The sequence below is a fragment of the Sporosarcina sp. P13 genome, from assembly GCF_002743055.1.
Lineage (GTDB): Bacteria > Bacillota > Bacilli > Bacillales_A > Planococcaceae > Sporosarcina.
The window spans coordinates 18532-40200 of sequence record NZ_PDYM01000024.1; the positions used below are offsets into that span (position 1 = coordinate 18532).

Genomic DNA, 21669 nt, shown 5'->3' on the forward strand with positions numbered 1-21669 from the left:
TTTTGCCACACAGCAGCTTTGCCTTATGACCCGAGCCTCTAGCCGTTGTAGCTGGACGATAACAAAAGCGAAATCGGCACATGAGTCCTAACCGACAATAAGTAAAACCGCTATCTCTAATAAAACAGAGACAGCGGTTTTACTTATTTTACTGAGAAATTAGCGACCACATCTTCTGCGGCGGCCACATCCTCCGTAACCTGGTCCTGGCCCGTATCCTGGTCCATATCCTGGTCCCATTCCCGGTCCATATCCTGGTCCCATTCCTGGACCATATCCTGGACCCATTCCTGGTCCTCTACCTGGCATAATTGTAGAACCCATGACGTCCTGTGTTGTTTCAGTATAATAGTGTTGCGGTACGCCCACCACGTTATGACGATTGACGTTGACGATCGGATGGATATAAGGAATTTCTTTCGTAGTAAAACAATCGTTGTAACGGTATTGCGTTGGGCAAACTATTGGTTGCGTTGGAAAGCCTGGTTGGTGACCTGGCATCCCTTGGTGATAACCCGGCATTCCCTGGTGATGTCCTGACATTCCACATTGTCCTTGATTCATCATCTCACCTCCTATACCCTATTACATGCGAGTCTTCGCACTTACTACGGGCTAGCGCCATGGGAAGCAGAAATTTGACGATATATATAAAAAAAGTAACCCTTCCCATGTGATTCAGACAGGGAGGATTACTTTTGTTTTTTTATAATTCGCAACTTCTAGGTACTGCAGGACTATCATAACCTTTTGCAGCTTCAATCAATTCAAGCTTCTTCACCATAATCTCACATTCGTTCAATGCATCGTAGACTGGCGCACCTTCGCCCACCATATGTTGAGAGCGTAAAAAGTCAGAATCACGCCGTAACTCAAGCTCAGCAGGATCAATGAATTGACGTTCCATACTCTTTCACCCTTTCTAATTAGACTATTCACACGACCAGACCAACCTATATATTATCAATTATACCCCACTATCTAAACAGTTCAAACATTCTGTCATATACAATAAGAGTGAAGTATAATAGAACTGGGTATAATAAGATATAGCCGATTAGTAAGGAGTGAATATATATGAATCGAAATCGAATTATATTATTTGATGGTGAATGCAACTTTTGCGATGCCAGTGTGCAGTTCATCATTAAACGTGATCCCTACCAGCACTTTTCTTTTGCATCTTTACAGGATGCTGCAGGGAAAGAACTACGCGAAAAACATCAGATTCCAGACGATGTAGATAGTTTAGTATTGATTGAAAATGGAAAAGCTCACACGAAGTCCAGCGCTGCATTGCGGATTGCCAAAAAATTAGATGGACTTTGGCATTTGGCCTTTCTTTTCATTATCGTGCCATTAGCTATACGCAATCGAGTCTATGATTACATTGCAGCCAATCGCTATAAATGGTTCGGCAAAAAAGAGCTATCTTGCATGTTACCTACCCCAGAAGAACGCAAACGTTTCATCGCATAACAAAAATGCCTTCCGATAAACCGGAAGGCATTTCTTAAGGGGTTAACTGTTTATATTCTTCATCTGTAAATGCACGGGATCGGGTCAAAAACCGTTTGCCTTCTACTCCTTCAAGCGAAAACATCCCCCCTCGACCATCCACCACATCGATGATCAATTGAGTATGTTTCCAATACTCATATTGACTTTTCATCATATAGAAAGGTACTTCGCCGATATGACCTAGTAGAACATCTTGATCGCCGATAAGCAAATCACCTTCCTCATAACACATAGGAGACGAACCATCACAGCAACCACCTGACTGATGAAACATTAAAGGACCATGCTTTTCTTGGAGCAGTTTAATGAGAGTTAATGCATCTTCTGTTGTCGTTACACGATCTGGCATGGTGGACTCCTCCTTTTCACTTCGAATCCTCGGGACAGATTTGATCAAAAGAACCCTAGTTTGCTTTCATCATAGCTCACTAGCATATTTTTCGTCTGCTGATAATGTGCTAGCATTTGCAAATGATTTTCGCGTCCGATTCCAGAAGCTTTATAACCGCCAAATGCAGCGTGTGCAGGATATGCGTGATAGCAGTTCGTCCAAACACGACCTGCTTGAATACCACGTCCGAAACGATACGCTGTATTCATATCGCGCGTCCATACACCAGAACCAAGTCCATACAATGTATCATTCGCGATTTCTAGCGCTTCTTCTTTATCTTTGAACGTTGTTACCGCTAACACTGGACCGAAAATCTCTTCCTGGAAGATACGCATTTTATTATGGCCTTTAAATACAGTCGGTTTCACATAATATCCATCTTCCAAGTCACCTTCTAGCATGTTTTGTTCTCCACCCGTCAGACATTCAGCCCCTTCTTGCTTACCAATGTCTAAGTACGAAAGGATTTTCTCCAATTGCTCTGAAGACGCTTGTGCACCCATCATCACTGTTGGATCTAGCGGATTACCCGTCTTAATCGCTTTTACGCGCTCCAATGCACGCTCCATAAACTTATCGTAAATGGATTCTTGAATCAATGCACGGGATGGACATGTACATACTTCTCCTTGGTTCAAGGCGAACATGACAAACCCTTCAATTGCTTTATCTAAGAATGCATCATCTTCTGCCATCACATCTTCAAAGAAAATGTTCGGTGACTTCCCACCCAATTCCAACGTAACAGGAATTAAATTTTGAGACGCATATTGCATGATCATACGGCCAGTTGTCGTCTCACCCGTGAATGCAATCTTGCTGATTCGTGGACTAGATGCTAAAGGCTTACCCGCTTCTAGACCAAAGCCGTTGACGACGTTAAGAACGCCCGCCGGAAGTAAGTCTTCGATTAACTCGACCAATACTAAGATAGAGGTAGGTGTCTGCTCTGCCGGCTTCAAGACGATACAGTTCCCAGCTGCCAGTGCGGGAGCAAGTTTCCACACTGCCATTAAGATCGGGAAGTTCCAAGGAATGATCTGTCCGACAACGCCAAGTGGTTCATGGAAATGATAAGCCACCGTATCATTATCAATCTGACTAACTCCACCTTCTTGCGCACGAATAGCGGAAGCAAAGTAGCGGAAATGATCGATCGCCAACGGAAGATCCGCATTTAATGTTTCTCGAACGGCCTTACCGTTGTCCCAAGTTTCCGCAATCGCAAGCATTTCCAAGTTCTCTTCAATACGGTCTGCAATTTTCAATAAAATATTTGAACGTTCCGTAACGGATGTTTTACCCCACGCGTCTTTTGCTGCATGAGCTGCATCGAGTGCTAGTTCAATATCTTCTGCTGTGGACCGCGCTACTTGTGTAAATACTTTCCCCGTCACAGGTGTTGAGTTATCAAAATACTGACCCTTTACAGGCGCAGTCCATTTGCCACCGATAAAATTATCGTAGCGTTCTTTAAAATGAACCTTTGCACCTTCTGTATTCGGATTCGCATACACCTGATTTTCTGTAGTTTGTACCATATTGCGTCACACTCCCTATTCCCCTTAGTTTGCTTGTACTTTAGTGCAATCGTTTTTGCACACAAAGCTACTATACGAGTCTATAGCTAGCTTTATGCATAATGAATGCGCTTACAAGTATTATCTATCATTCTAGCGGAAGGTTGTGTTTCTTTCAACTAATTGCATTTTACTGTAAATATGTATAAGAAGGGAGTATATACAAAGCAGGAAGGAGGGAACCAAGTTTGGTCACTACTCCCTGCCACAGTTTTAGTCTAACGAATGAAAGCTACTTTTTCCATAATCGTAAGTCTGTTCCTTAAGGTGTAATCGTTTCTTCAAATGATTTTCTAGCAGATGACAGTTTTGTAACTGTTATCTTAAGGTTTCGAATTGAATCCTCGGTCAAATCCAATTTACCGTTCGTATGACGCTTTTTCCACTCCTTAACATTTTTTCGGTATAGTATTTCAGAAAACTGGTAAATATCAACGTCCATTTCCAAAGCTTCTTTATACGTTGCTAGTATATCTTTTTCAACCACTTTTTTTATCTCTTTGCGAATCTGATCTGTTGTCGCCATTTCTCCAATGACACTGACAGTCGCTTCCAACTGAACATCAATATCAAACTTCACGTCCCCTTTTTTGACAATAGGTTTAATTTTCACTTTCACATGCTCAATAATCATTGAGAAATAATTTCCACCATCCAATTTAAAGGTAACTTCCCCTCTTTTCATTTTATTTGACATCCATTGCATTCCCTTCGCTTTGTCCCCAGGGATAAATCCCTTGAAGCTATTTGGGGTAACCACCCCTACCCCCGACAAATTAGGCGCTTTAATGGGCTCTTTCACCGACTCCCAATCTTCCTCCACTGAAATGATCGGAATCATCGCTTCATAACTTGGCTCATCCAGTGCGATTAGTAACGTGCGAATATTTACTGGCTCAATAAAAGATTCTTGCTCAAAGGTGTTCTTGGGATCACTAAGCTTAGACAACACTAGTGATTTATTGAGAACGGTTTTTACTAACAGAACGTCTTGCACAGGATCTTTCGTAGTATACAGCCAAATTTGATACCGGGTGTCCTTGTGACGGATAAAACTATCGATAACCGGACTCAATTTTCCATTTTTCATCACTTCTTCCGATATAACAAGAAAAGAAAGATGTCCCCAATAAACCTTTTGATCTATGGAATGATATAATTTAAAAATGGCTTCTTCCATTGTCTCACCTGTAGCATGTCCAATTTCCGACTGTATTACTTCAACATCAATAGGTTGTTCGGTTTTTGCTGTATTGGCAAAATTGGGAAACTGGACATATATCTCGTATTTTCCATCCTTAAAATCTATACCAACCGCATTGACATAAAGCATCCTTTCCGCTTCATTCGCATCCTGACAACCTGAAAGGAATGTTAAAAGTAGCATGATCATCACAAGTATACGTTTATTCATTTGTTCCCCTCTTTACTTCGTGTTTTATCCTTAGGATTTAACATATTAGGGCGTTCTTTATATTGATTAGCTGGTAAACGCAGAAATGACTTCTTAAGTGTCTTCCAGCTTAAATCAGCTGCAATATTCATATACGGAACCCCAAATACTCGAATATTTGATAAGTAAAGGACAGTAAATAAAATTGAGACAAGGAATCCAAACATCCCCAAAAACGCCGTTAGGATAATGAAACACACTCGTAGTATACTAACAGCCACCACTAGTGATTGGTTGACCAACGTAAAAGTCGCAATCGTCGCAGTTGCAATAATGACAATCATCGCCGGACTAGTAATTCCCGCTCGAATGGCGGCATCACCAATAATCAACCCGCCAACTACACCAATCGTTCCTCCAAGTGCTGTTGGAAGACGTAAACCGGCTTCCCGAAATAATTCAAACATGAATAGCATAATTAGCATTTCAAGTATTGAAGGAAATGGAAGTCCCGTATTCGATTGTACGACTGTAGCTAGTAATAGGGACGGTAATTGATCTTGATGATATGTAGTTAAGGCAAGCCAAAATGCTGGCAAACCTATACCGACTGACATACCAAAAACACGCAGTAATCGGGCAAGGGAACTGAATATAGAGGGATTCTCATTATCATCACTTGTTTTTATAAGTAAAAATAAGTTAACTGGCGTAATCACGGCATAGGCTACCCCATCAACTAAAATAAGAAACCGCCCTCTTGCAAGTGATTGAATCGCATTGTCCGGTCGACCTGTATAATCAGTCCTAGGAAAAAGTTTTGCACTCATATTCGCACTTTCCATCAGTAAGTCCCCGCCGAAAACAATGTCTTGATTAACCTTTTTCAACTGTTTTTTTATACTATACAACGTCTCTTTACTGGCAATATCGTCAAAGTACAAAAGGGCTACCGCTGTTTTAGTTCGTTTTCCCAATTCAAACTTCTCTACGCATAATGAATTTGTTGGTAACCTCTTTCGGATTAACGCAATATTAACCGAAATATCTTCAATAAAGTTATCCCTTGGACCTTTTACCGGTACTTCTATTTTTGTCTCCTCTGGATTACGATTCGGCTTTTTCGCAATATTACTTGAAAAGAAAAGCCCTTCGTCTTCAAAGTATAGAAGCAAATGACCGGTGTACACGAGCGTACCTAACTCTGTGGTAGTTTCCACTTTTCTCAAATTGGGTATGTGTAATTGTGTTACGGCCGCTTCTTCTATTGTTTCATCCTTCAAATTATTGATCATGAGTTGAACACGCTGAATAATGACTTGATTCAATAGTTGTTCGTCGATCATGGCATCGCAAGTGATGAATACTACTTGACGTTGATCGAACGTATAAGATTGAAACTGGACATCTGCGGATTTTTGAAACATTTGTTTCAGGGAATTTAGATCCATTTCCTTTTCATCCGACTCCATTGCTCTTCACCATCTTCTGAATAGATTTTATGTTTTGATCTTCTGAGATGACTTTCCTGAAACGAGGGCAATAATTCCTAAAAAAAGAGAGAGTAAAAGCATGAAGAAAAAGGTAATTATCAATAAATAATCTCCTTTAATAAGATGAAATAGACGGTCACCCAAAGGGGCTAACGACAGGGTCATAAAGAAAAAAGCTGGCGCAAGTATTTTCCAAATTCGCTGTCTATCTCCCGTCATCTTCAATAAATCCGCTGCAATGAATAAAAGAAGCCCCACTCTTATGAATGCGCCAGTCAGCCATTGATAAATCGAAAAAAAGTCAAAGTGTTCGATAAATCGTCCGACTTTCCCAAGCGCCCATTCTTCATAGGCGGGAAATCTTTGTTTCGCTGCTTCAGTTGGACCGAACTCCGTTATGGCTCCAATGGTCGGACCCATAGTTAACCCCATTAAAATAAATAGCATGACCGCAAAATGATACCATCGTATACGGTCTTTGACTTTATGTTGGATGAACAGGAACAGCAGAATCTCGACAAAACCGGATGCAGCAAACACTGTCGTTGTTAGAACAGGTTGCCATCCATGTTCCAAAAAAGGTTGGAGCAACGTATAATCTTTTACTTGTAGATTTGTAAATGCAATAAAAAAACCTAAGACAACGACCCAAAAGAGAACGAGCACGTTAACCATTGCAATCGTTTGTAAGTTTGTCGTAATAAGTAGGATGCATAGAATGGTAAAAACGATTAACGGTAGTAATATGGATGATTCCGGTAAAAAGGTGGACTTAATCCACAATATTGTCTCACCCAATGTAAATGCGGCCATAATAAGTAAAAAGATGGCTACCACATACCGGACAATGGCTGAAGCAACTTTTCCAATACTTTTTTCCAACCACTCTGTTAGTGATTGTTGTTTTGATTTCTTATGGATGTAAAGTACTAAAAAAAGCCAAGGAAAGATTGCAATAGTAGCTAGTAGAATAGATATCCATCCATCCCTTCCTGCGCCTTTTAGTAGCGATGGAATAATAGTTACATGGTTTTTCAAACCAATCATTGTCATTGACAGGAAAATAACATGTAAAACGCTTATAGATCCTATTTTGTTCATATGAAAACCCTCTAACATTTTTATATCATTCAGCCTTGACAATAATACATGGAATTATACTTACTGGGCGATGGTTTTAAGGGTAAGGATGCTATTTTCGTACAGCAGTCTTTTTTACATTTCTAGCATACTCGCATAATAGAGTTTAAGAACTTTTTTCAGCCAGATTACTGTAATCACAAAAAAACGCTGTACTCCAAATAGGAATACAGCGTTTTTTGTTACTGCATTAGGTACACGTCGTATAGCGCCAATAGTTATTGCCTGGCACACCCGACAAATAGGCTAGCCCTTCACTTTCTGCGAGATGTGCGGCCTGCCACTCCTGATCATCGAGCGAAAGATAGATTTCATGATGGGGCGAGATATTATGATAGCCCACTAGATCTATATTACCTTCCCGATCAAGATACCCAGTTACTTCATAGTGAATCGGGGGTGAAGCTGTCAGTGGATTGCCGACATCATGAGAAATAGTAAAATGAATATCTGTTGGCTTTGCGTCTAGGCGCTCTATTACAATATCATCTACTGAAGCATGGCCGTGTCGTTTATAGCGCTTTGCATAATTCAAACCAATTGTTGGGCCAGTTGCTTTTGTATACGAAAGCGAACTTTGTCCTGCCGTAAATTCGCCTTGCATGTCAACACGGGTCCGGAAACTCTTACCATGCGCACCAAAATCCCGGTCATCCCCTGTAAAGTACAGGTACGGTGACAAGAAATTCGGATTTTTGATGATATCTTCTTTCAAAAATGTGGTATAGCGAAACTTCCATCGTGCTACTTCTTTTACTTTCTTGCAATCCGCAACAGGCCGTAATAATTGATCACGGCGATTGACACGAACAGAGAATGTATAGATTTCTTCTGTCGGTTTATTGTTCGTGCTCGTTGGTATAACAGCTTCAAATAGTGTAGCTGCAATCGATTTGCTAACATTCATTTGCTGATTGCTGTCAATCAATGGACGAGTAGCCGATACGCTGTAGGTGACAGACTCAGATAGACCGGTTTCACGATCTATGAAACGGTTATCTTCCACCGTCTGCAAGTATTCACCGTTACGATGGATATCAAATGTTTCTACTCCTTTAATTCGTTCCCAAGATAAAGCGATCTGCGAAGAAGCGACAATCGTTGTAATGACTAAATGTTGCAAAGGATGTTCATCCTCCTTTACTTCTGTTAAAGCGTAGGTTTGAATAACAATGACATCTTTCGTTTGCCCTTCTTCTATCCGCTCAATCGTATACTGAAATGGTTGTCTTGGATCAAGTTCTCCATCGGTAAATTCTGCCACGTTACCTTCATATATTTGCTGTTTATTTTTATAGACACGATAGTAATCCCCACTATCTGTCCAGGCAAAAAATAAATCCTCTAATGAATGCTTCATCCGTTGAATTTCGAATAAATCTTTCATCTTTTATCTACTCCTTTTAGCAATTTCACTTGAACGGGCTGTTTTCATTTACGTAATTATGTAAAACTCACACATAATCACACTGTCTTCCCTATGCGTAATCACTCATTTTCATATAATGTATTCTTCTCATTGCAGTATCGTTTTATCCTTTTAGATGTGTATGTTATAATTGGGCTGTCTGATTCATATTCACCACTAGGGGTGCCGTCAGTCGGCTGAGATGTAGTTATGCAAACCCTTGGAACCTGATCTAGTACATGCTAGCGGAGGGAAGTGGGTAGTTCGCGTACCCAACAGCCCATCTTTGTATGGGTTTTTTGTATATATACCTTTAGGGAAAGGAAGAGAAACATGCAACTTATTCAACAACTTAGAAAAGATCAACCGCTAATTCACTGCATTACAAATTTCGTCGTAGCCAACTTCCAAGCAAACGGACTATTAGCTCTTGGTGTTTCTCCGGTGATGGCGGACGCTATAGAAGAAGCAGAAGATATCGCGAAAGTGGCGGCTTGTAGTGTCCTAAATATCGGCACGTTAAAACAACAAACCGTAGATGCGATGATTTTGGCAGGAAAAAGTGCGCGCGCGGCCGGGAAACCAGTTGTATTAGATCCCGTCGGTGCAGGAGCGACACCTTTCCGTAAAGCAAGTGTCTTACACGTATTAAAAGAAGTTGATGTGACTGTCATTCGCTGTAATGCTGGTGAGCTAGCCGCAATCGCTGATATTCCTTGGCATGCTAAAGGCGTGGATGCAGGCGAAGGTAACGCGGATATAGAAAAAATTGCAAAACAGGTCGCACTCGCGCATACATGTCTCGTGGCTGTATCCGGTAAAGTAGACATTGTCACCGACGGACACTCTACGTTAACCATTACAGGCGGTCACCCAATGATGACGAATATAACGGGTACTGGTTGCTTGCTTAGTTCTGTAGTAGGTGCATTTTTAACTGCAGGAATAGAAAAGCCGTTAGAAGCAACTGCAGAGGAACTTTCATTTTATAAACGAGTAGGCGAAGAAACAGCTAAAGTTTCAACGGGGCCTGGTGATTTTGCTATGCACTTCTTAAATACACTACATACATTAGATCGTGAAATAAAAACGTTCTTAGTATAACTAACGTAAGGGGGTTTTTTCATTGACAGTGAAAGTGGCGCTAACCATCGCAGGTTCAGATAGTGGTGGTGGAGCAGGTATCCAAGCAGATTTAAAAACGTTTCAAGAACTCGAAGTATTTGGCACATCTGCCCTAACCGCAGTGACTGCACAAAATACACAAGGCGTTCATGGGGTCTATCCGGTTTCCATAGAAGGCGTGGTCGCACAAGTTCGAGCGGTACTGGATGATTTTGATGTGAAAGCTTGTAAGACAGGCATGCTGTTCTCCGCAGAAATTATTACAGCGATTGCTACTGCCCTAAAAGAATATCCGCCGATTCCACTCGTAATTGATCCAGTCATGATTGCTAAAGGTGGGCAATCATTATTGCAACTAGAGGCGATACAAGCTATGAAAGATCACTTGATTCCTCTTGCTACGATTGTGACACCTAATATTCCAGAAGCTGAAGTACTAACGGGGATGAAAATTGTAACAGATGAAGAGATTCAGCAAGCTGCACAAGTACTTATTGGGTTAGGTGCAAAAGCTGTTGTCATGAAAGGCGGACACCGCAACGATGTACTAGAAGCAAAAGACTATTACGTCGATAGCGAAGGTCAGTCATTCACACTGACAACTCCTTGGGTACACACAAAGGATACACACGGAACGGGTTGTACATTCGCGGCAGCCTTGACAGGGTTTTTAGCAAAAGGCTACTCCCTTCCTGACGCGGTTGCTGAGTCAAAACAATTTATCCAAGCCGCGATTGAAAACGGCCTACGTATCGGCTCTGGACACGGACCTACGAATCATTGGGCTTATAGCAAGTTGAATCAGGAGATGAATTGATGCGGAACACGGATGTACGAAACGCAATGAGTTTGTACTTTATAATGGGTACGCAAAATGTAGGTACTCGCGAACCGTTAGCTGTCCTAGAAGCAGCTCTTCGTGGGGGAATTACTTGTTTTCAGTTACGTGAAAAAGGACAAGGTGCATTAGAAGGTGAAGCGTTGTTAAACTTTGCAAGAAAGTGCCAAGCCTTATGTAGACTTTACCGCGTGCCTTTTATCATCAATGACGATGTAGACCTTGCACTAGCACTTAATGCAGATGGCGTACATGTCGGTCAAGATGATGAACAAGCAATTCTTGTACGCGAACGTATTGGCCCAGATAAATGGTTAGGTGTCTCTACTCATAATGTAGAGGAAGTACGTCTTGCAGAGTCCATAGGTGCTGACTATGTTGGACTCGGCCCTATTTATCCGACTACGACAAAATTGGATGCATCTGCAGTTGTAGGACCTGTACTCATTAAAGAAATCCGCACTGCGTTTCCTTCTATACCACTTGTTGGAATCGGCGGCATTTCTATGAATAACGTAGAATCAGTTTTCCATACAGGGGCTGACGGCATCGCAATTATTTCTTCAATCGCTTCTGCTGAACACCCGTTAAAGGCTACACAAGCTTTTTCCGAAGAAATAAAATCACTAATGAAAAACTTAAAGAGGTCCTTATGAATACACGTAAAATGATTTTTATGACTATGTTTGTCGCGATTGCAGTCGCTGGTTCTGCTTTCGTTTCTTTCCCTGCCGGCATTGCAAAAGCCTATCCAATCCAGCATGCCGTGAACGTTATTGTGGCAATCGTCATGGGGCCTATTCCTGCAGTCATTGTAGCTTTTATGACTGGTCTCGTGCGCGTGCTAACCGGAACTGGCTCGTTGCTCGCTTTTCCCGGTGGTATGATTGGTGCCCTTTTAGCAGGTGTCTTATATAAGGCATATAAAAAGAATTGGAGTGCAGGGATTGGGGAGATTATAGGGACAGGTTTGATCGCTCCTTTATTCGCTGTTCCGTATGCGAAGATTTTAATGGGCACAACCGTAACAGCCTTCTTCTTTTTCCCACCATTCTTGGTGTCAACAATCAGTGGTACGATCATCGGTCTACTACTCGCTCCCCGACTTTTGAAGTTAAAAATGTTTCAAAACTTGCGTTAAAATCCGTTACATAAAGCGATACAAAAAAGCCATAGAGAGGTTTCTCTGTGGCTTTTGGATTGAAGATAAAAAGATGCTTTCCTGAGGGCGTGGCCTGAGCGGCTTGGGACACAGTGAAATAATATACTTTTCACATACAAATTGCCTGTCGATTCCCCGGGAAATAACGCGAATTATTTTCCTGCTTGTTTGTAATAGCTTTTCATTTCTTCTGCCGGAACCATATTCCCGCCTGTTGCCCATACAAGATGCGTCGCTTGCGGTGAATTGGCTAACGGCAGAGTGGACTGTATCGCTTGCACCGGACCTATCATTCCAGCTAGTGCAGAAGGTTCTAGCCAAATGTCTTCACTGTCAGCTAGTTTCTTCAACAATTTGAATAAGGTTTGATCTTCGATTGTGTAACAACCTGCTAGCAATGGCTCAATCGTTTTACCGACAAATGCAGAAGCTGTGCCGACCGCTAGACCGTCAGCTGCAGTTTTATTATCTAGACCGAAGTCAGCTACAGATACTTGATCATGTAGCCCAGTCATCATACCGATCATCATGCATGGCGAATGTGTAGGTTCCGCAAACAAGCAATGCACATGATCGCCGAATGCCAACTTTAATCCAAATGCCACACCGCCTGGCCCCCCGCCTACACCGCAAGGTAAATAGACGAACAAAGGATGTTCTTCATCGACTATAATTTGTTGCGCTTTTAGCTGATTCGCCACCCGTTCCCCAGCGACTGCATAACCCATAAAAAGGTCTGTTGAATTTTCATCATCAACGAAGTGACACGTTGGATCTGCGTTCGCTTGACGTCTTCCTTCTTCTACCGCTTTACTGTAATCATCTTGATACTCAACGACTTGAACACCTTTAGAACGCAATAGATCTTTCTTCCATTGCTTGGCATCAGCAGACATATGTACCGTGACGTTAAATCCTAATTTTGCACTCATAATGCCAATACTTAACCCTAAATTCCCTGTCGAGCCAACCGCAATCTTATGCTTTGAAAACAGCTCTTTAAACGCAGGTTCTGCAAATTGACTGTAGTCTAGTGCGTCGTTAAGTAACTGATTTTCAATCGCCAATGTTTCAGCATGCTTCAATACTTCATAAATTCCACCACGTGCTTTAATTGAACCTGAAATCGGCAAGGCATTGTCTTGTTTTAATAGGAGTTTTCCTGGAATGTTGATCGCATACTCTTTCGCAAGTACTTTCTTCATTGTAGCAATAGGCGTAATTGGTGATTCGATGATACCTTGGTTTTCCGCAGTATCCTGAAATACCTTTACTAGATAAGGTGCAAATCGTTTCAACCGTTCACTAGCATCTGTTACATGTACTTTTGATAAGTTAGTCTTAGCCAACCCAGTCGCCATAGGCTCAACAGCAGGATTGCGCCATAACACTTCTTTCTTCTCCATAACGGCCTGTAATAAAGGTAGTTTGGCTATCCAATCACTTTGCGTCAGATGATTCATTCAATCGATCGCTCCTTATTAATTATTTAAACCAGCCTTTTTCTTGGAACATCGAAATCGCTTCAATTCGATTTCGAACACCTAGTTTATCTAATATAGTTGAAACGTAATTCCGCACAGTTCCAGGTGACAGAAATAATTCAGCCGCAATCTGCTTCGTCGTCTTACCTTCAGATACTAGCTTTAAAACTTCCGCTTCACGTTCAGTCAACGGATTCTTCTTTTCTTCTTTCATATCAAATGCTAAATCGATTAGTTCTGGCGCGTAAATTCGTCCACCTTTAATAATGGAATGAATCGACCGTACCAATTCCTCGATCGGATTATCTTTCAGCAAATAGCCTTTTACCCCTGCATTACGCGCCCGCTCAAAATATCCAGCTCTTGCAAATGTCGTCAAAATGATGATTTGGCAATCCAAATCCTGTAACTCTTCTGCTGCATCTAAGCCCGTTTTAATTGGCATTTCAATATCCATAATACAAATATCAGGTGCCAGACTTTTCACTAGATCCACTGCTTCCTGACCATTTTTCGCCATACCGACGACTTCCATATCTTCTTCTAAATTTAACAACGACCCTAGCGCACCGAGCATCATCCTTTGATCTTCTGCTATTACAATGCGGATCATACCAATCACCCTTCCTTTATTTGCTTTAATACCGCTGGAACCGTAATTTCAAGTTCCGTTCCTTCTTCATTAGCAATCCATAGCTTGCCATTTACAAACTCTAACCGTTCTTCCATACCGTCTAATCCGTTGCCTGGTAGATTGACTCCATTTTGCGCAATCCCAATGCCATTATCTTTTACTTTAATAGTAAACTCTTTCGTTGTACGTTGAAACACGATACAACACCGCTTAGCGTAGCTATGTTTGACCACGTTATTTATAGCCTCTTTTAAGCACATAACCAAAACATTTTCCACGATGGGGGACATGTCCGGAAAGTTCGGATCTCCTTCGATAGCTAGTTCAATTTCTGCTGCCTTCAATAATTGCTGTACGCGAATTAATTCATCTTTCAGCTTCACTCGGCGCATCCCACTAACTAATACTCGAACTTCTTTCAACGCGGTACTAGATATTTGCCGAATATCTTGCAGTTCTGCCACAGCCTCCTGTTTATCCCGTTCAATTAAACGAACAGCTAAATCGCTTTTCAAGCCAATCATGGAGAGTTTTTGACCTAACGTATCATGAAGATCTCTCGCAATTCGTTCACGCTCCTGAACAATCGTTAATTCCGATATGCGCTTTCTTGCAACTTCCAACTGATCTTGAAGCCGTTCGCGTTTTTGTCGATTATATAAATTGAATGGAAGTAACACGACCCCAATAATGGTGATGATTATAAAATGGATTTGTGGTAAAAACAAATGGATATCAATAAAGAAGCCTGCAACGACTGCACCGATTAAAATCGCAATATGTAAACCGTAAATAATGAAAAAGCCTACAGAATTTCGGATATTCCCAATGAAAAAGGCAATGAAAATAGATAAGTAGACATAGCCAAACAACAATGTCATTAAGACGGTAATAACAATTTCAAAGCTGATCCACATATACATGAGCCCACTTTGAGATTTAGTAGAAAAATAGTAGGATAAGAAAAAGAAAACTAAAAGTGTAAAACCAATCATCAAATCAAACGGTGATGCACTTCGTAAAATAAAAAAGAATGGTAGTATACAAAACACGACCCACGCGTAAATGCTGAGCCATGGATTTTTCGGGAAAATACTGTACCAACTGCGCATTGCTTGTCATCGCCACCTTTTTAGTTCATTATAGCAAGTATTTGCACATTTAACCTACTGAAGCTATTCCTACAAAAGAAAAAGGCGGAGAAGGAAGTCCTTCTCTCGCCTGTTTATTGTAATCTTGTACGTTTTGGTTTTAGATCTAATGACAATTTCTTCTTTTCCGCAAATTGCTTCGCTTCTTTAAACGTAATGAACTTTTTATTCACTGGGTCATATAAGCGATAACGTAATGATTCAAGACTAGTTTTCAACGTGATTGTCGTTGCTTTATGCAATGGCGGTGTTAATTCATGCGCCATTTCAAGATTATAGTTCGGTACACGTGGTGCTAAGTGGTGTACGTGGTGGAAACCGATATTACCTGTTGCCCATTGTAGAACACGTGGTAATTGATAGTAAGAGCTACCTTCAACAGCAGCTTTTACATAATCCCAATCCGTTTCTTCTTCAAAGTACGAATCTTCGAATGTGTGTTGAATGTAGAACAACCAAATACCAAGTGCAGCTGCTGTGAACATCATCGTACCTTGAATTAACAAGAATGCTTTCCAGCCAACCACTGCGATAAGTACGCTATATAATGCGACTAAGATAATATTGATAAGATACGTATTCATACGCTCTTTCTTACGTGCGTCTTTACGGTTAAAACGACCTGTGATTAGTACCAAATATAAAGGTCCAAATCCAAACAACACTAGAGGACTACGATAGAAACGATAAGCTAGGCGCGTAAGCTTAGAAGCATTTTCATATTCTTCAACTGTCAATACCCAAATATCTCCAACACCACGTTTATCTAAATTTGAACTAGATGCATGGTGGATTGAGTGCTCTCTTTTCCACTTTTCGTAAGGAAATAATGTTAGGACGCCAGTGATTGTTCCGACAATGTTGTTTGCTTTTTTATCGCGGAAGAATGAACCGTGCGTACAGTCATGGAAGATAATGAATGTGCGGACTACGAAGAACGCAGCCACGATAGATAAGGCAACTGTTAACACTACAGAAACCTCAATGCTTTGATAAGCTAAGAACCATAAAACAAAAATAGGTGGAATCGTGTTCAGCATCTGTACAATACTTTTCTTTAGATCTGATTTCGCGAAAGGTGCGACGTCCTTGTGCAGCTGCTTCGTTTTCTCTTTACTCATGGTTGACTTTCCCTCCTAGTGGGTTTGCTATTACATTAAGAATACCGCGCATCTACTTCTTGCGGTAGACATAGATGTCATGACTTTGATATGACAAATGTCATATCGCCCATGACATCTATGACAGCACGTCAAAAAACGTACCCTTTTGACCGGATACGTTTGGATAGTAGATAGTTGAATTCGTGAGCGGGAATTTAGTTGGCACTATTCAATCTTTCACTGTACATTTTTTTAAGCTTCGTTCAGAATGTAATTGATATAGAAAGGATGTTAGTCGTGCGTGAATTATCTCTCCGTTTATTGATTATTTGGTTGATATGTATCTTCTTGACAGGTTTTTTTGCGCTTGTTGCCCGGTCTATTCATTTACATACAATTACTAGTTTTGATGATCCGATTATCGATTTTGTACAAGGTGCAGAAACTACTTGGCTGACGGCAATTATGAAGGCTTTTACAACGATTGGTTCGACAGCTGTCGTCGTACTGCTCGCCGTTTTCGCATTAGCTATTCTGCTACGGTTACAATATCGCGCACAAGCAATTTTATTAGTTTCAGTTTTAGCCGGAACGGGTATTTTGAATCAAGTGCTGAAATTTATTTTCAAAAGGGAGCGGCCTGACTTCTATCGCTTGATTGAAATTACGGGCTACAGCTTTCCGAGCGGTCATACGATGATGGCGTTTAGTTTGTATACGATCCTAGCGTATATCGTATGGCGGAATTTACGGTTTACTTGGAGTCGTGTAGTCGTTGTGATCTTGGCTACTGTGATGATTGTTATGATTGCTCTGAGTCGGATCTATTTAGGTGTTCATTACCCTAGTGACATCGTCGGTGGTATGCTTGCGAGTATGGTGTGGCTAATTGCTTCCATTGCGATGTATCAGCAATTTCAACATCAAAGACAAAGTAAAACAGCACTTAGTAAAGAAAGAAAAAGTTATCGTTAAGGATGATGTGTGTGTGGAAAGATTTTAAGGAGTTTGCGTTTAAAGGGAATATTTTTGATTTGGCAATAGGTGTCGTAATTGGTGCGGCATTTGGTACAATCGTTTCTTCACTAGTTGAAAATATTATGACACCGCTTATTGGTATTTTATTGGGCGGACTGGATCTTTCTGGATTGAGTTATACAGTTGATGATGCTGAAATAAAATATGGTCTATTCATTCAATCCATAATTGATTTCTTAATTGTAGCAGGTTCCATCTTCGTCTTCCTACGTGTGCTTATGAAATTTAAAATGAAAGAACCTGAGCCTGTCGAAGAGCCAGAAGAAAAACCTTTGGATATGAAAGAAGAATTGCTAACTGATATCCGTGATTTATTGAAGAAGCAACAATAAAATAAATATCATCCGCGCATTTAGTCGCTCTACCGACATAATTGTCTGACAAACGCCATTGCAACGCGACTTGCTCAGTGATACAATGATAGGCAGGATACTGATTAAAGGAGTGGATATTCATGTGGTTCGTTTACATCATGTATGCGTTGTTTGCATTTATCCTAGGTGGAACTATACTAGGCTTAGTTCGTACATTCAGCAGCAATAACTAAAAAAACTAACAAACAGCAGCAAATGAAGTGGTTCCAGCCACTCCATTTGCTGCTGTTTTTACGTTACTTAATATTTCATCAATCGTCTCTGCTGACGTAGTTCTCTTCTTGCGGGTGCAGTGTCATACAAACGTTGTTCGATTTCCGTTTCGGGATAAATGTCAGCAACCGGGATCGGTCGATTCGTATCATCTACCGCCACCATCGTACAGAATGACTCTGTCGTTAGCTTCACTTCACCTGTCACTAAGTTTTTGGAATGCACAGATACGAATACTTCCATAGACGTTCGTCCGACTGAAGTGACAATCGCTTCGAGTTCTATGACGTCTCCTAACAATGCGGGTGAAACGAAGTCGACTGAATCGATGGATGCTGTGACTGCCGCTCTCGTGCCCGCATGTTTCATTGCACATATAGCAGCAATTTCATCGATATAAGCTAATACTTTTCCTCCAAATATGGATTGAATGTGATTGGTGTCTGGCGGCAAGACTAGTTTGCTTTGAATTGTTCTAGATTTGCTCATTGATTTTCTTTCAGACATTACGACAACTCCCTTATGGATTCCTTCTCTACAGTATAGCAAAGCAGAGGAAGTTCTCCATTCACACCCTACGAACCTTAATTAGTTTCTCCGCATAATCAGATAAAGTTAGATCTATTTGCTCCACTGATTTTCCAGTAGACGGTGCATGGAGCATACGTCCATTTCCTGCATACATTCCTACATGGCTTATAATCGTATCTTCATTGGTACTAAAGAATAACAAATCACCTAGCTGCCATTCCTCTTGTTTACGCGAGACAGGTCTACCAGTCTTAGCTTGATCGCAAGCATCACGGGGCAATAAGACACCACAAGCCTTCCATAGATTATAGATGAACCCTGAGCAATCAAAGCCCCATGCAGACATACCACCCCATAAATACGGTAATCCGATAAATTTACTGCCTACAGTTAGTGGGTTAGGGTTAGTTATTTCATCTAATCGTTCAACAACAGAAACACCAATAAGCTTCCAACCATGCGGAGTCCACACACGCATTCGTTTCCCATGGGGCAGGCCGCAAGGGAAAACGGTATTGAAAGATACACGTAGAAATGGTTCTCCCGTTAACTCTGTAATCCATGCTTCGCGAGCAGTCACTCTGACAAATTGTCGTGCAAGTGGTTTTTCTCGCATCGACAATTGGACAAGTGGTACCCAGCCAGGATAACCGCGCGGATCTTTTTGCGAAGGTTGCGAAGTTGCAATAATCTTTGCCCAATCTCCCACTACATCTTCCACGATGACGGACTCACCATATAAAAGTTGCGTCTGAATACGCTTCTCTGTACTTAAAGCGAGACGCTCTTGAAATGACAGTTGCCCAAGCCACTTTTCCAACTGCACTGGATGATCCAAAGCGGGAAGATCCACTAGACGAGCAGCATCTGGATCTGTCCAAACAGCCGCTACACTGACCGCACATACCCAACACTCATTCACACGCATGCTCCTTCACCCACGTAATCATTCGTTCTGTATCAAAACCAAGACCTGGGGACTCACTGAATTCAATAACGGACCCTTGGTACTTCAATCCGCCGGCCGTAAATTCATCCATTACTAAAAGCGGTGCATCCAAATCTACTCGGGTAACATTCGGCTGACTTGCTGCCAAATGCGCAGCAGCTGTCACCCCGATTGCCGTTTCCATCATGCTACCAACCATGCACTCCACACGATACGACTCTGCCAATGCAATGATCTTCAAGGCTTCGTGGATTCCCCCCGACTTCATCAATTTGATATTCAAAACATCTACAGCACGTAACGCTAGCAACTTACGCGCATCTACTGCAGAAAACAATGATTCATCCGCCATAATGAGCGTCGACGTACTCTTTGTCACTTCTCTTAATCCTTCTATATCGTCCGCGGCAGCTGGTTGTTCAATTAGTTCTATATCAAATCCATCGTTTTCAAACTGTTGAATGATGCGAATTGCTTCTTTTGATTTCCAGCCTTGATTAGCATCTACACGAATAATGATTTCTGAACCCACACGCTGACGAATGGTTCGAATCCGTTCCCTTTCCTCGTGAAAATTCCCTGTACCCATTTTCACTTTCAACGTAGTGAATCCTTTTGCCACGTGCTCAGCTGCTTCATCCGCCATTTCATTGGGTGTACCGATACTAACCGTCAGATCAGTCACCAAAGCCTTTCGATAACCGCCCAATAACTTGGCTACCGACAATCCGCAAAACTGCCCTAGTAAATCATGAAGTGCCATATCAACAGCCGCTTTCGCACTCGTATTGCCAATAATCACGCGGCGCATGCGTTCAAATATCGTTTCACGCCTCGTAAGATCCCGTCCTATTAGCATCGGTGCCAAAATGTGATCAATAGCATAACGAATACTGCCAAGCGAATCGCCTGTAATTACATGTGTCGGTACCGCTTCTCCCCAGCCAATCATGCCATTATCTGCAGTAATCTTCACAACTACAGACCGCACTGTATGAACGGTACGTAGCGCTGTGATGAATGGTTTACGTAGCGGTGAATGCACCAAAAACGTTTCTACGGTGCGAATTTTCAATCACTTCACTCCTGGTAAAATAGTCAACGTTAATTCATCGGCATCCAAACGTCCTTTAACACCAAGTGGAATAGCGATATTCGGTTCACAGTGTCCCATTCGGAAACCTTTAACAACAGGTTTACCTAAGTTGCTGAAGTAATGAGCAAACACTTCGTCTAACGTAAGTGTTGCTCCCTTAGTAGCTGGTTCAGCTTTAGCAAAGTCCCCTATGATGATACCTGCTGCTTCGCGAAGCTTACCCGCCAGCCTCAGTTGATTCAATAAGCGATCTACTTTATACGGCTCTTCCCCAACATCCTCAATGAACAATAACTTTCGATTGGTTTGTATCTCAAATTCACTACCAATACTGTTTGCAAGTAGTGTCAAGTTACCTCCAACAACTTCCCCTTCCGCTACACCGCCAACTATTGCATCTAGTGGCGAAATTGCTTGAGAATAGTGAACTTCCACAGGGGCCAATAGTTGTCCGAACATTTTACCTGACAGTTCATGAAACTCTTTTTTTGCAACACAGGAAGCCAGCATCGGTCCGTGGAATGTAACAAGGCCCGTTCCCTGCCGAATCGCCGTATGTAAATACGTAATATCGCTAAATCCCCAAAACACTTTCGGATTTTCTTGAATCAATTCCATATCGAGCTGTTCTGCATAACGCGCAGAACCATAGCCTCCGCCCGCACAGATAATCCCTTTTACTTCGGGATCCTTAAACATCCCGTGTAAATCAGCTAGTCTCTTTTCATCAGAACCCGCTAAATAGCCATTCTTTGCATACACGGACTGTCCAACTTTATAGCGCAGTCCGAGTTGTTCTAAAAATGAAAATGAACGCTCTACTTGTTCACGTGCAACTGGGCTAGCAGGTGCTACAATCCCAATCACATCACCTTTTACTAATCGTTCTGGACGAATCATTCTATTCATCACCCTTTCTACGTCCTACTCTATCATATTCAGCAAAGGACATACTTACTACCGCAGTTCCAAATTTGGATTGCGGTAATTTTATATTTGGATGAAAACTATACGCGCGAAGTGGTGGGGTTATGAGCGGATG

Annotated in this window: 23 protein-coding genes and 1 riboswitch; of the genes, 7 read left to right on the forward strand and 16 right to left on the reverse strand. The window is 41.6% G+C overall.

Annotated elements, in window-relative coordinates; all coding sequences use genetic code 11:
- Positions 1-159 precede the first annotated feature (159 nt).
- Together CSV79_RS11260 and CSV79_RS11265 are read right to left on the reverse strand one after the other, a co-directional pair.
- Complete coding sequence (locus tag CSV79_RS11260) at positions 160-567, reverse strand: hypothetical protein (RefSeq protein WP_158232520.1); 408 nt, start codon at positions 565-567, stop codon at positions 160-162.
- 139 nt (positions 568-706) lie between these two features.
- Entirely contained in the window at positions 707-907 is a 201-nt protein-coding gene (locus CSV79_RS11265; RefSeq protein WP_099689154.1) for a hypothetical protein, read from the reverse strand.
- A gap of 170 nt (positions 908-1077) precedes the next feature.
- Between CSV79_RS11265 and CSV79_RS11270 the strand changes: the two genes are divergently transcribed.
- Complete coding sequence (locus CSV79_RS11270; RefSeq protein ID WP_099689155.1) at positions 1078-1479, forward strand: thiol-disulfide oxidoreductase DCC family protein; 402 nt, start codon at positions 1078-1080, stop codon at positions 1477-1479.
- A gap of 34 nt (positions 1480-1513) precedes the next feature.
- Here the strand turns inward: CSV79_RS11270 and CSV79_RS11275 are convergent, their stop codons facing one another.
- From CSV79_RS11275 to CSV79_RS11300, 6 genes are all read right to left on the reverse strand, one after another.
- Positions 1514-1870 (reverse strand): DUF779 domain-containing protein, encoded by a 357-nt coding sequence (locus CSV79_RS11275; RefSeq protein ID WP_099689156.1) that lies wholly within the window; start codon positions 1868-1870, stop codon positions 1514-1516.
- Between the two features lie 44 nt (positions 1871-1914).
- Complete coding sequence (gene adh, locus CSV79_RS11280; RefSeq protein ID WP_099689157.1) at positions 1915-3456, reverse strand: aldehyde dehydrogenase; 1542 nt, start codon at positions 3454-3456, stop codon at positions 1915-1917.
- Positions 3457-3757: 301 nt separating this feature from the next.
- A complete protein-coding gene (locus CSV79_RS11285; protein WP_099689158.1) occupies positions 3758-4909 on the reverse strand; it encodes a Ger(x)C family spore germination protein in 1152 nt (383 codons plus the stop codon).
- The gene (locus CSV79_RS11290) at positions 4906-6360 is read right to left on the reverse strand and encodes a spore germination protein (protein ID WP_099689159.1); all 1455 of its coding nucleotides are present in this window, start codon (positions 6358-6360) and stop codon (positions 4906-4908) included. The genes CSV79_RS11285 and CSV79_RS11290 overlap by 4 nt, the downstream gene beginning before the upstream one ends.
- A gap of 27 nt (positions 6361-6387) precedes the next feature.
- Entirely contained in the window at positions 6388-7482 is a 1095-nt protein-coding gene (locus CSV79_RS11295) for an endospore germination permease (RefSeq protein ID WP_099689160.1), read from the reverse strand.
- 229 nt (positions 7483-7711) lie between these two features.
- A complete protein-coding gene (locus tag CSV79_RS11300) occupies positions 7712-8908 on the reverse strand; it encodes a DUF3238 domain-containing protein (protein WP_099689161.1) in 1197 nt (398 codons plus the stop codon).
- A gap of 190 nt (positions 8909-9098) precedes the next feature.
- Positions 9099-9200, forward strand: a riboswitch (TPP riboswitch).
- A gap of 62 nt (positions 9201-9262) precedes the next feature.
- Between CSV79_RS11300 and thiM the strand changes: the two genes are divergently transcribed.
- From thiM to thiW, 4 genes are read left to right on the forward strand one after another with little or no spacing between them, the layout of a single operon-like run.
- Positions 9263-10033, forward strand: a complete 771-nt coding sequence (gene thiM, locus CSV79_RS11305) for a hydroxyethylthiazole kinase (RefSeq protein ID WP_099689162.1) — start codon at positions 9263-9265, stop codon at positions 10031-10033.
- Positions 10034-10055: 22 nt separating this feature from the next.
- Positions 10056-10871, forward strand: a complete 816-nt coding sequence (gene thiD / locus CSV79_RS11310; RefSeq protein WP_099689163.1) for a bifunctional hydroxymethylpyrimidine kinase/phosphomethylpyrimidine kinase — start codon at positions 10056-10058, stop codon at positions 10869-10871.
- Positions 10871-11548 carry a thiamine phosphate synthase gene (thiE, locus tag CSV79_RS11315; RefSeq protein ID WP_099689164.1) on the forward strand — a complete coding sequence of 226 codons (678 nt, stop codon included), beginning with the start codon at positions 10871-10873 and terminating at the stop codon, positions 11546-11548. The genes thiD and thiE overlap by 1 nt, the downstream gene beginning before the upstream one ends.
- Positions 11545-12033, forward strand: coding sequence for an energy coupling factor transporter S component ThiW (gene thiW / locus CSV79_RS11320; protein ID WP_099689165.1), 489 nt, complete (start codon positions 11545-11547; stop codon positions 12031-12033). The genes thiE and thiW overlap by 4 nt, the downstream gene beginning before the upstream one ends.
- A 173-nt stretch (positions 12034-12206) precedes the next feature.
- Here the strand turns inward: thiW and CSV79_RS11325 are convergent, their stop codons facing one another.
- From CSV79_RS11325 to desA, 4 genes are all read right to left on the reverse strand, one after another.
- The gene (locus CSV79_RS11325) at positions 12207-13517 is read right to left on the reverse strand and encodes a D-serine ammonia-lyase (RefSeq protein ID WP_099689166.1); all 1311 of its coding nucleotides are present in this window, start codon (positions 13515-13517) and stop codon (positions 12207-12209) included.
- Positions 13518-13539: 22 nt separating this feature from the next.
- Positions 13540-14151: a response regulator transcription factor gene (locus tag CSV79_RS11330; RefSeq protein ID WP_099689167.1), complete on the reverse strand. Its 612-nt coding sequence runs from the start codon at positions 14149-14151 to the stop codon at positions 13540-13542.
- A 5-nt stretch (positions 14152-14156) separates the two neighbouring features.
- Complete coding sequence (locus CSV79_RS11335) at positions 14157-15284, reverse strand: sensor histidine kinase (protein WP_099689168.1); 1128 nt, start codon at positions 15282-15284, stop codon at positions 14157-14159.
- 113 nt (positions 15285-15397) lie between these two features.
- Entirely contained in the window at positions 15398-16444 is a 1047-nt protein-coding gene (gene desA / locus CSV79_RS11340; protein WP_099689169.1) for a Delta(5) desaturase DesA, read from the reverse strand.
- Positions 16445-16723: 279 nt separating this feature from the next.
- Here desA and CSV79_RS11345 point away from each other — a divergent pair, with 279 nt between their 5' ends.
- Both CSV79_RS11345 and mscL read left to right on the forward strand, forming a co-directional pair.
- On the forward strand, positions 16724-17401 hold the full coding sequence (locus CSV79_RS11345) for a phosphatase PAP2 family protein (RefSeq protein WP_158232521.1): 678 nt from the start codon (positions 16724-16726) through the stop codon (positions 17399-17401).
- Positions 17402-17412: 11 nt separating this feature from the next.
- On the forward strand, positions 17413-17796 hold the full coding sequence (mscL, locus tag CSV79_RS11350) for a large conductance mechanosensitive channel protein MscL (protein WP_099689171.1): 384 nt from the start codon (positions 17413-17415) through the stop codon (positions 17794-17796).
- Positions 17797-18078: 282 nt separating this feature from the next.
- Here mscL and CSV79_RS11355 read toward each other — a convergent pair whose 3' ends face one another.
- From CSV79_RS11355 to CSV79_RS11370, 4 genes are all read right to left on the reverse strand, one after another.
- Entirely contained in the window at positions 18079-18558 is a 480-nt protein-coding gene (locus tag CSV79_RS11355; protein WP_099689172.1) for an acyl-CoA thioesterase, read from the reverse strand.
- Positions 18559-18619: 61 nt separating this feature from the next.
- Positions 18620-19504 carry a C40 family peptidase gene (locus CSV79_RS11360; RefSeq protein WP_158232522.1) on the reverse strand — a complete coding sequence of 295 codons (885 nt, stop codon included), beginning with the start codon at positions 19502-19504 and terminating at the stop codon, positions 18620-18622.
- Entirely contained in the window at positions 19497-20606 is a 1110-nt protein-coding gene (locus CSV79_RS11365) for a mandelate racemase/muconate lactonizing enzyme family protein (RefSeq protein WP_099689174.1), read from the reverse strand. Before CSV79_RS11365 ends, CSV79_RS11360 begins: the two co-directional genes overlap by 8 nt.
- Positions 20607-21536 (reverse strand): S66 peptidase family protein, encoded by a 930-nt coding sequence (locus tag CSV79_RS11370; RefSeq protein ID WP_099689181.1) that lies wholly within the window; start codon positions 21534-21536, stop codon positions 20607-20609.
- Positions 21537-21669 lie beyond the last annotated feature (133 nt).

What these genes read in the sequence shown, in the direction of transcription:
- CSV79_RS11295 (WP_099689160.1), bottom strand. Translation starts at nt 7,482, where the DNA reads ATGAACAAAATAGGATCTATAAGCGTTTTACATGTTATTTTCCTGTCA.
- thiM (WP_099689162.1), top strand. Translation starts at nt 9,263, where the DNA reads ATGCAACTTATTCAACAACTTAGAAAAGATCAACCGCTAATTCACTGC.
- CSV79_RS11300 (WP_099689161.1), bottom strand. Translation starts at nt 8,908, where the DNA reads ATGAAAGATTTATTCGAAATTCAACGGATGAAGCATTCATTAGAGGAT.
- CSV79_RS11265 (WP_099689154.1), bottom strand. Translation starts at nt 907, where the DNA reads ATGGAACGTCAATTCATTGATCCTGCTGAGCTTGAGTTACGGCGTGAT.
- thiW (WP_099689165.1), top strand. Translation starts at nt 11,545, where the DNA reads ATGAATACACGTAAAATGATTTTTATGACTATGTTTGTCGCGATTGCA.
- CSV79_RS11290 (WP_099689159.1), bottom strand. Translation starts at nt 6,360, where the DNA reads ATGGAGTCGGATGAAAAGGAAATGGATCTAAATTCCCTGAAACAAATG.
- CSV79_RS11270 (WP_099689155.1), top strand. Translation starts at nt 1,078, where the DNA reads ATGAATCGAAATCGAATTATATTATTTGATGGTGAATGCAACTTTTGC.
- CSV79_RS11285 (WP_099689158.1), bottom strand. Translation starts at nt 4,909, where the DNA reads ATGAATAAACGTATACTTGTGATGATCATGCTACTTTTAACATTCCTT.
- CSV79_RS11355 (WP_099689172.1), bottom strand. Translation starts at nt 18,558, where the DNA reads ATGTCTGAAAGAAAATCAATGAGCAAATCTAGAACAATTCAAAGCAAA.
- adh (WP_099689157.1), bottom strand. Translation starts at nt 3,456, where the DNA reads ATGGTACAAACTACAGAAAATCAGGTGTATGCGAATCCGAATACAGAA.
- thiE (WP_099689164.1), top strand. Translation starts at nt 10,871, where the DNA reads ATGCGGAACACGGATGTACGAAACGCAATGAGTTTGTACTTTATAATG.
- desA (WP_099689169.1), bottom strand. Translation starts at nt 16,444, where the DNA reads ATGAGTAAAGAGAAAACGAAGCAGCTGCACAAGGACGTCGCACCTTTC.
- CSV79_RS11275 (WP_099689156.1), bottom strand. Translation starts at nt 1,870, where the DNA reads ATGCCAGATCGTGTAACGACAACAGAAGATGCATTAACTCTCATTAAA.
- CSV79_RS11325 (WP_099689166.1), bottom strand. Translation starts at nt 13,517, where the DNA reads ATGAATCATCTGACGCAAAGTGATTGGATAGCCAAACTACCTTTATTA.
- CSV79_RS11330 (WP_099689167.1), bottom strand. Translation starts at nt 14,151, where the DNA reads ATGATCCGCATTGTAATAGCAGAAGATCAAAGGATGATGCTCGGTGCG.
- CSV79_RS11335 (WP_099689168.1), bottom strand. Translation starts at nt 15,284, where the DNA reads ATGCGCAGTTGGTACAGTATTTTCCCGAAAAATCCATGGCTCAGCATT.
- CSV79_RS11370 (WP_099689181.1), bottom strand. Translation starts at nt 21,536, where the DNA reads ATGAATAGAATGATTCGTCCAGAACGATTAGTAAAAGGTGATGTGATT.
- CSV79_RS11260 (WP_158232520.1), bottom strand. Translation starts at nt 567, where the DNA reads ATGATGAATCAAGGACAATGTGGAATGTCAGGACATCACCAGGGAATG.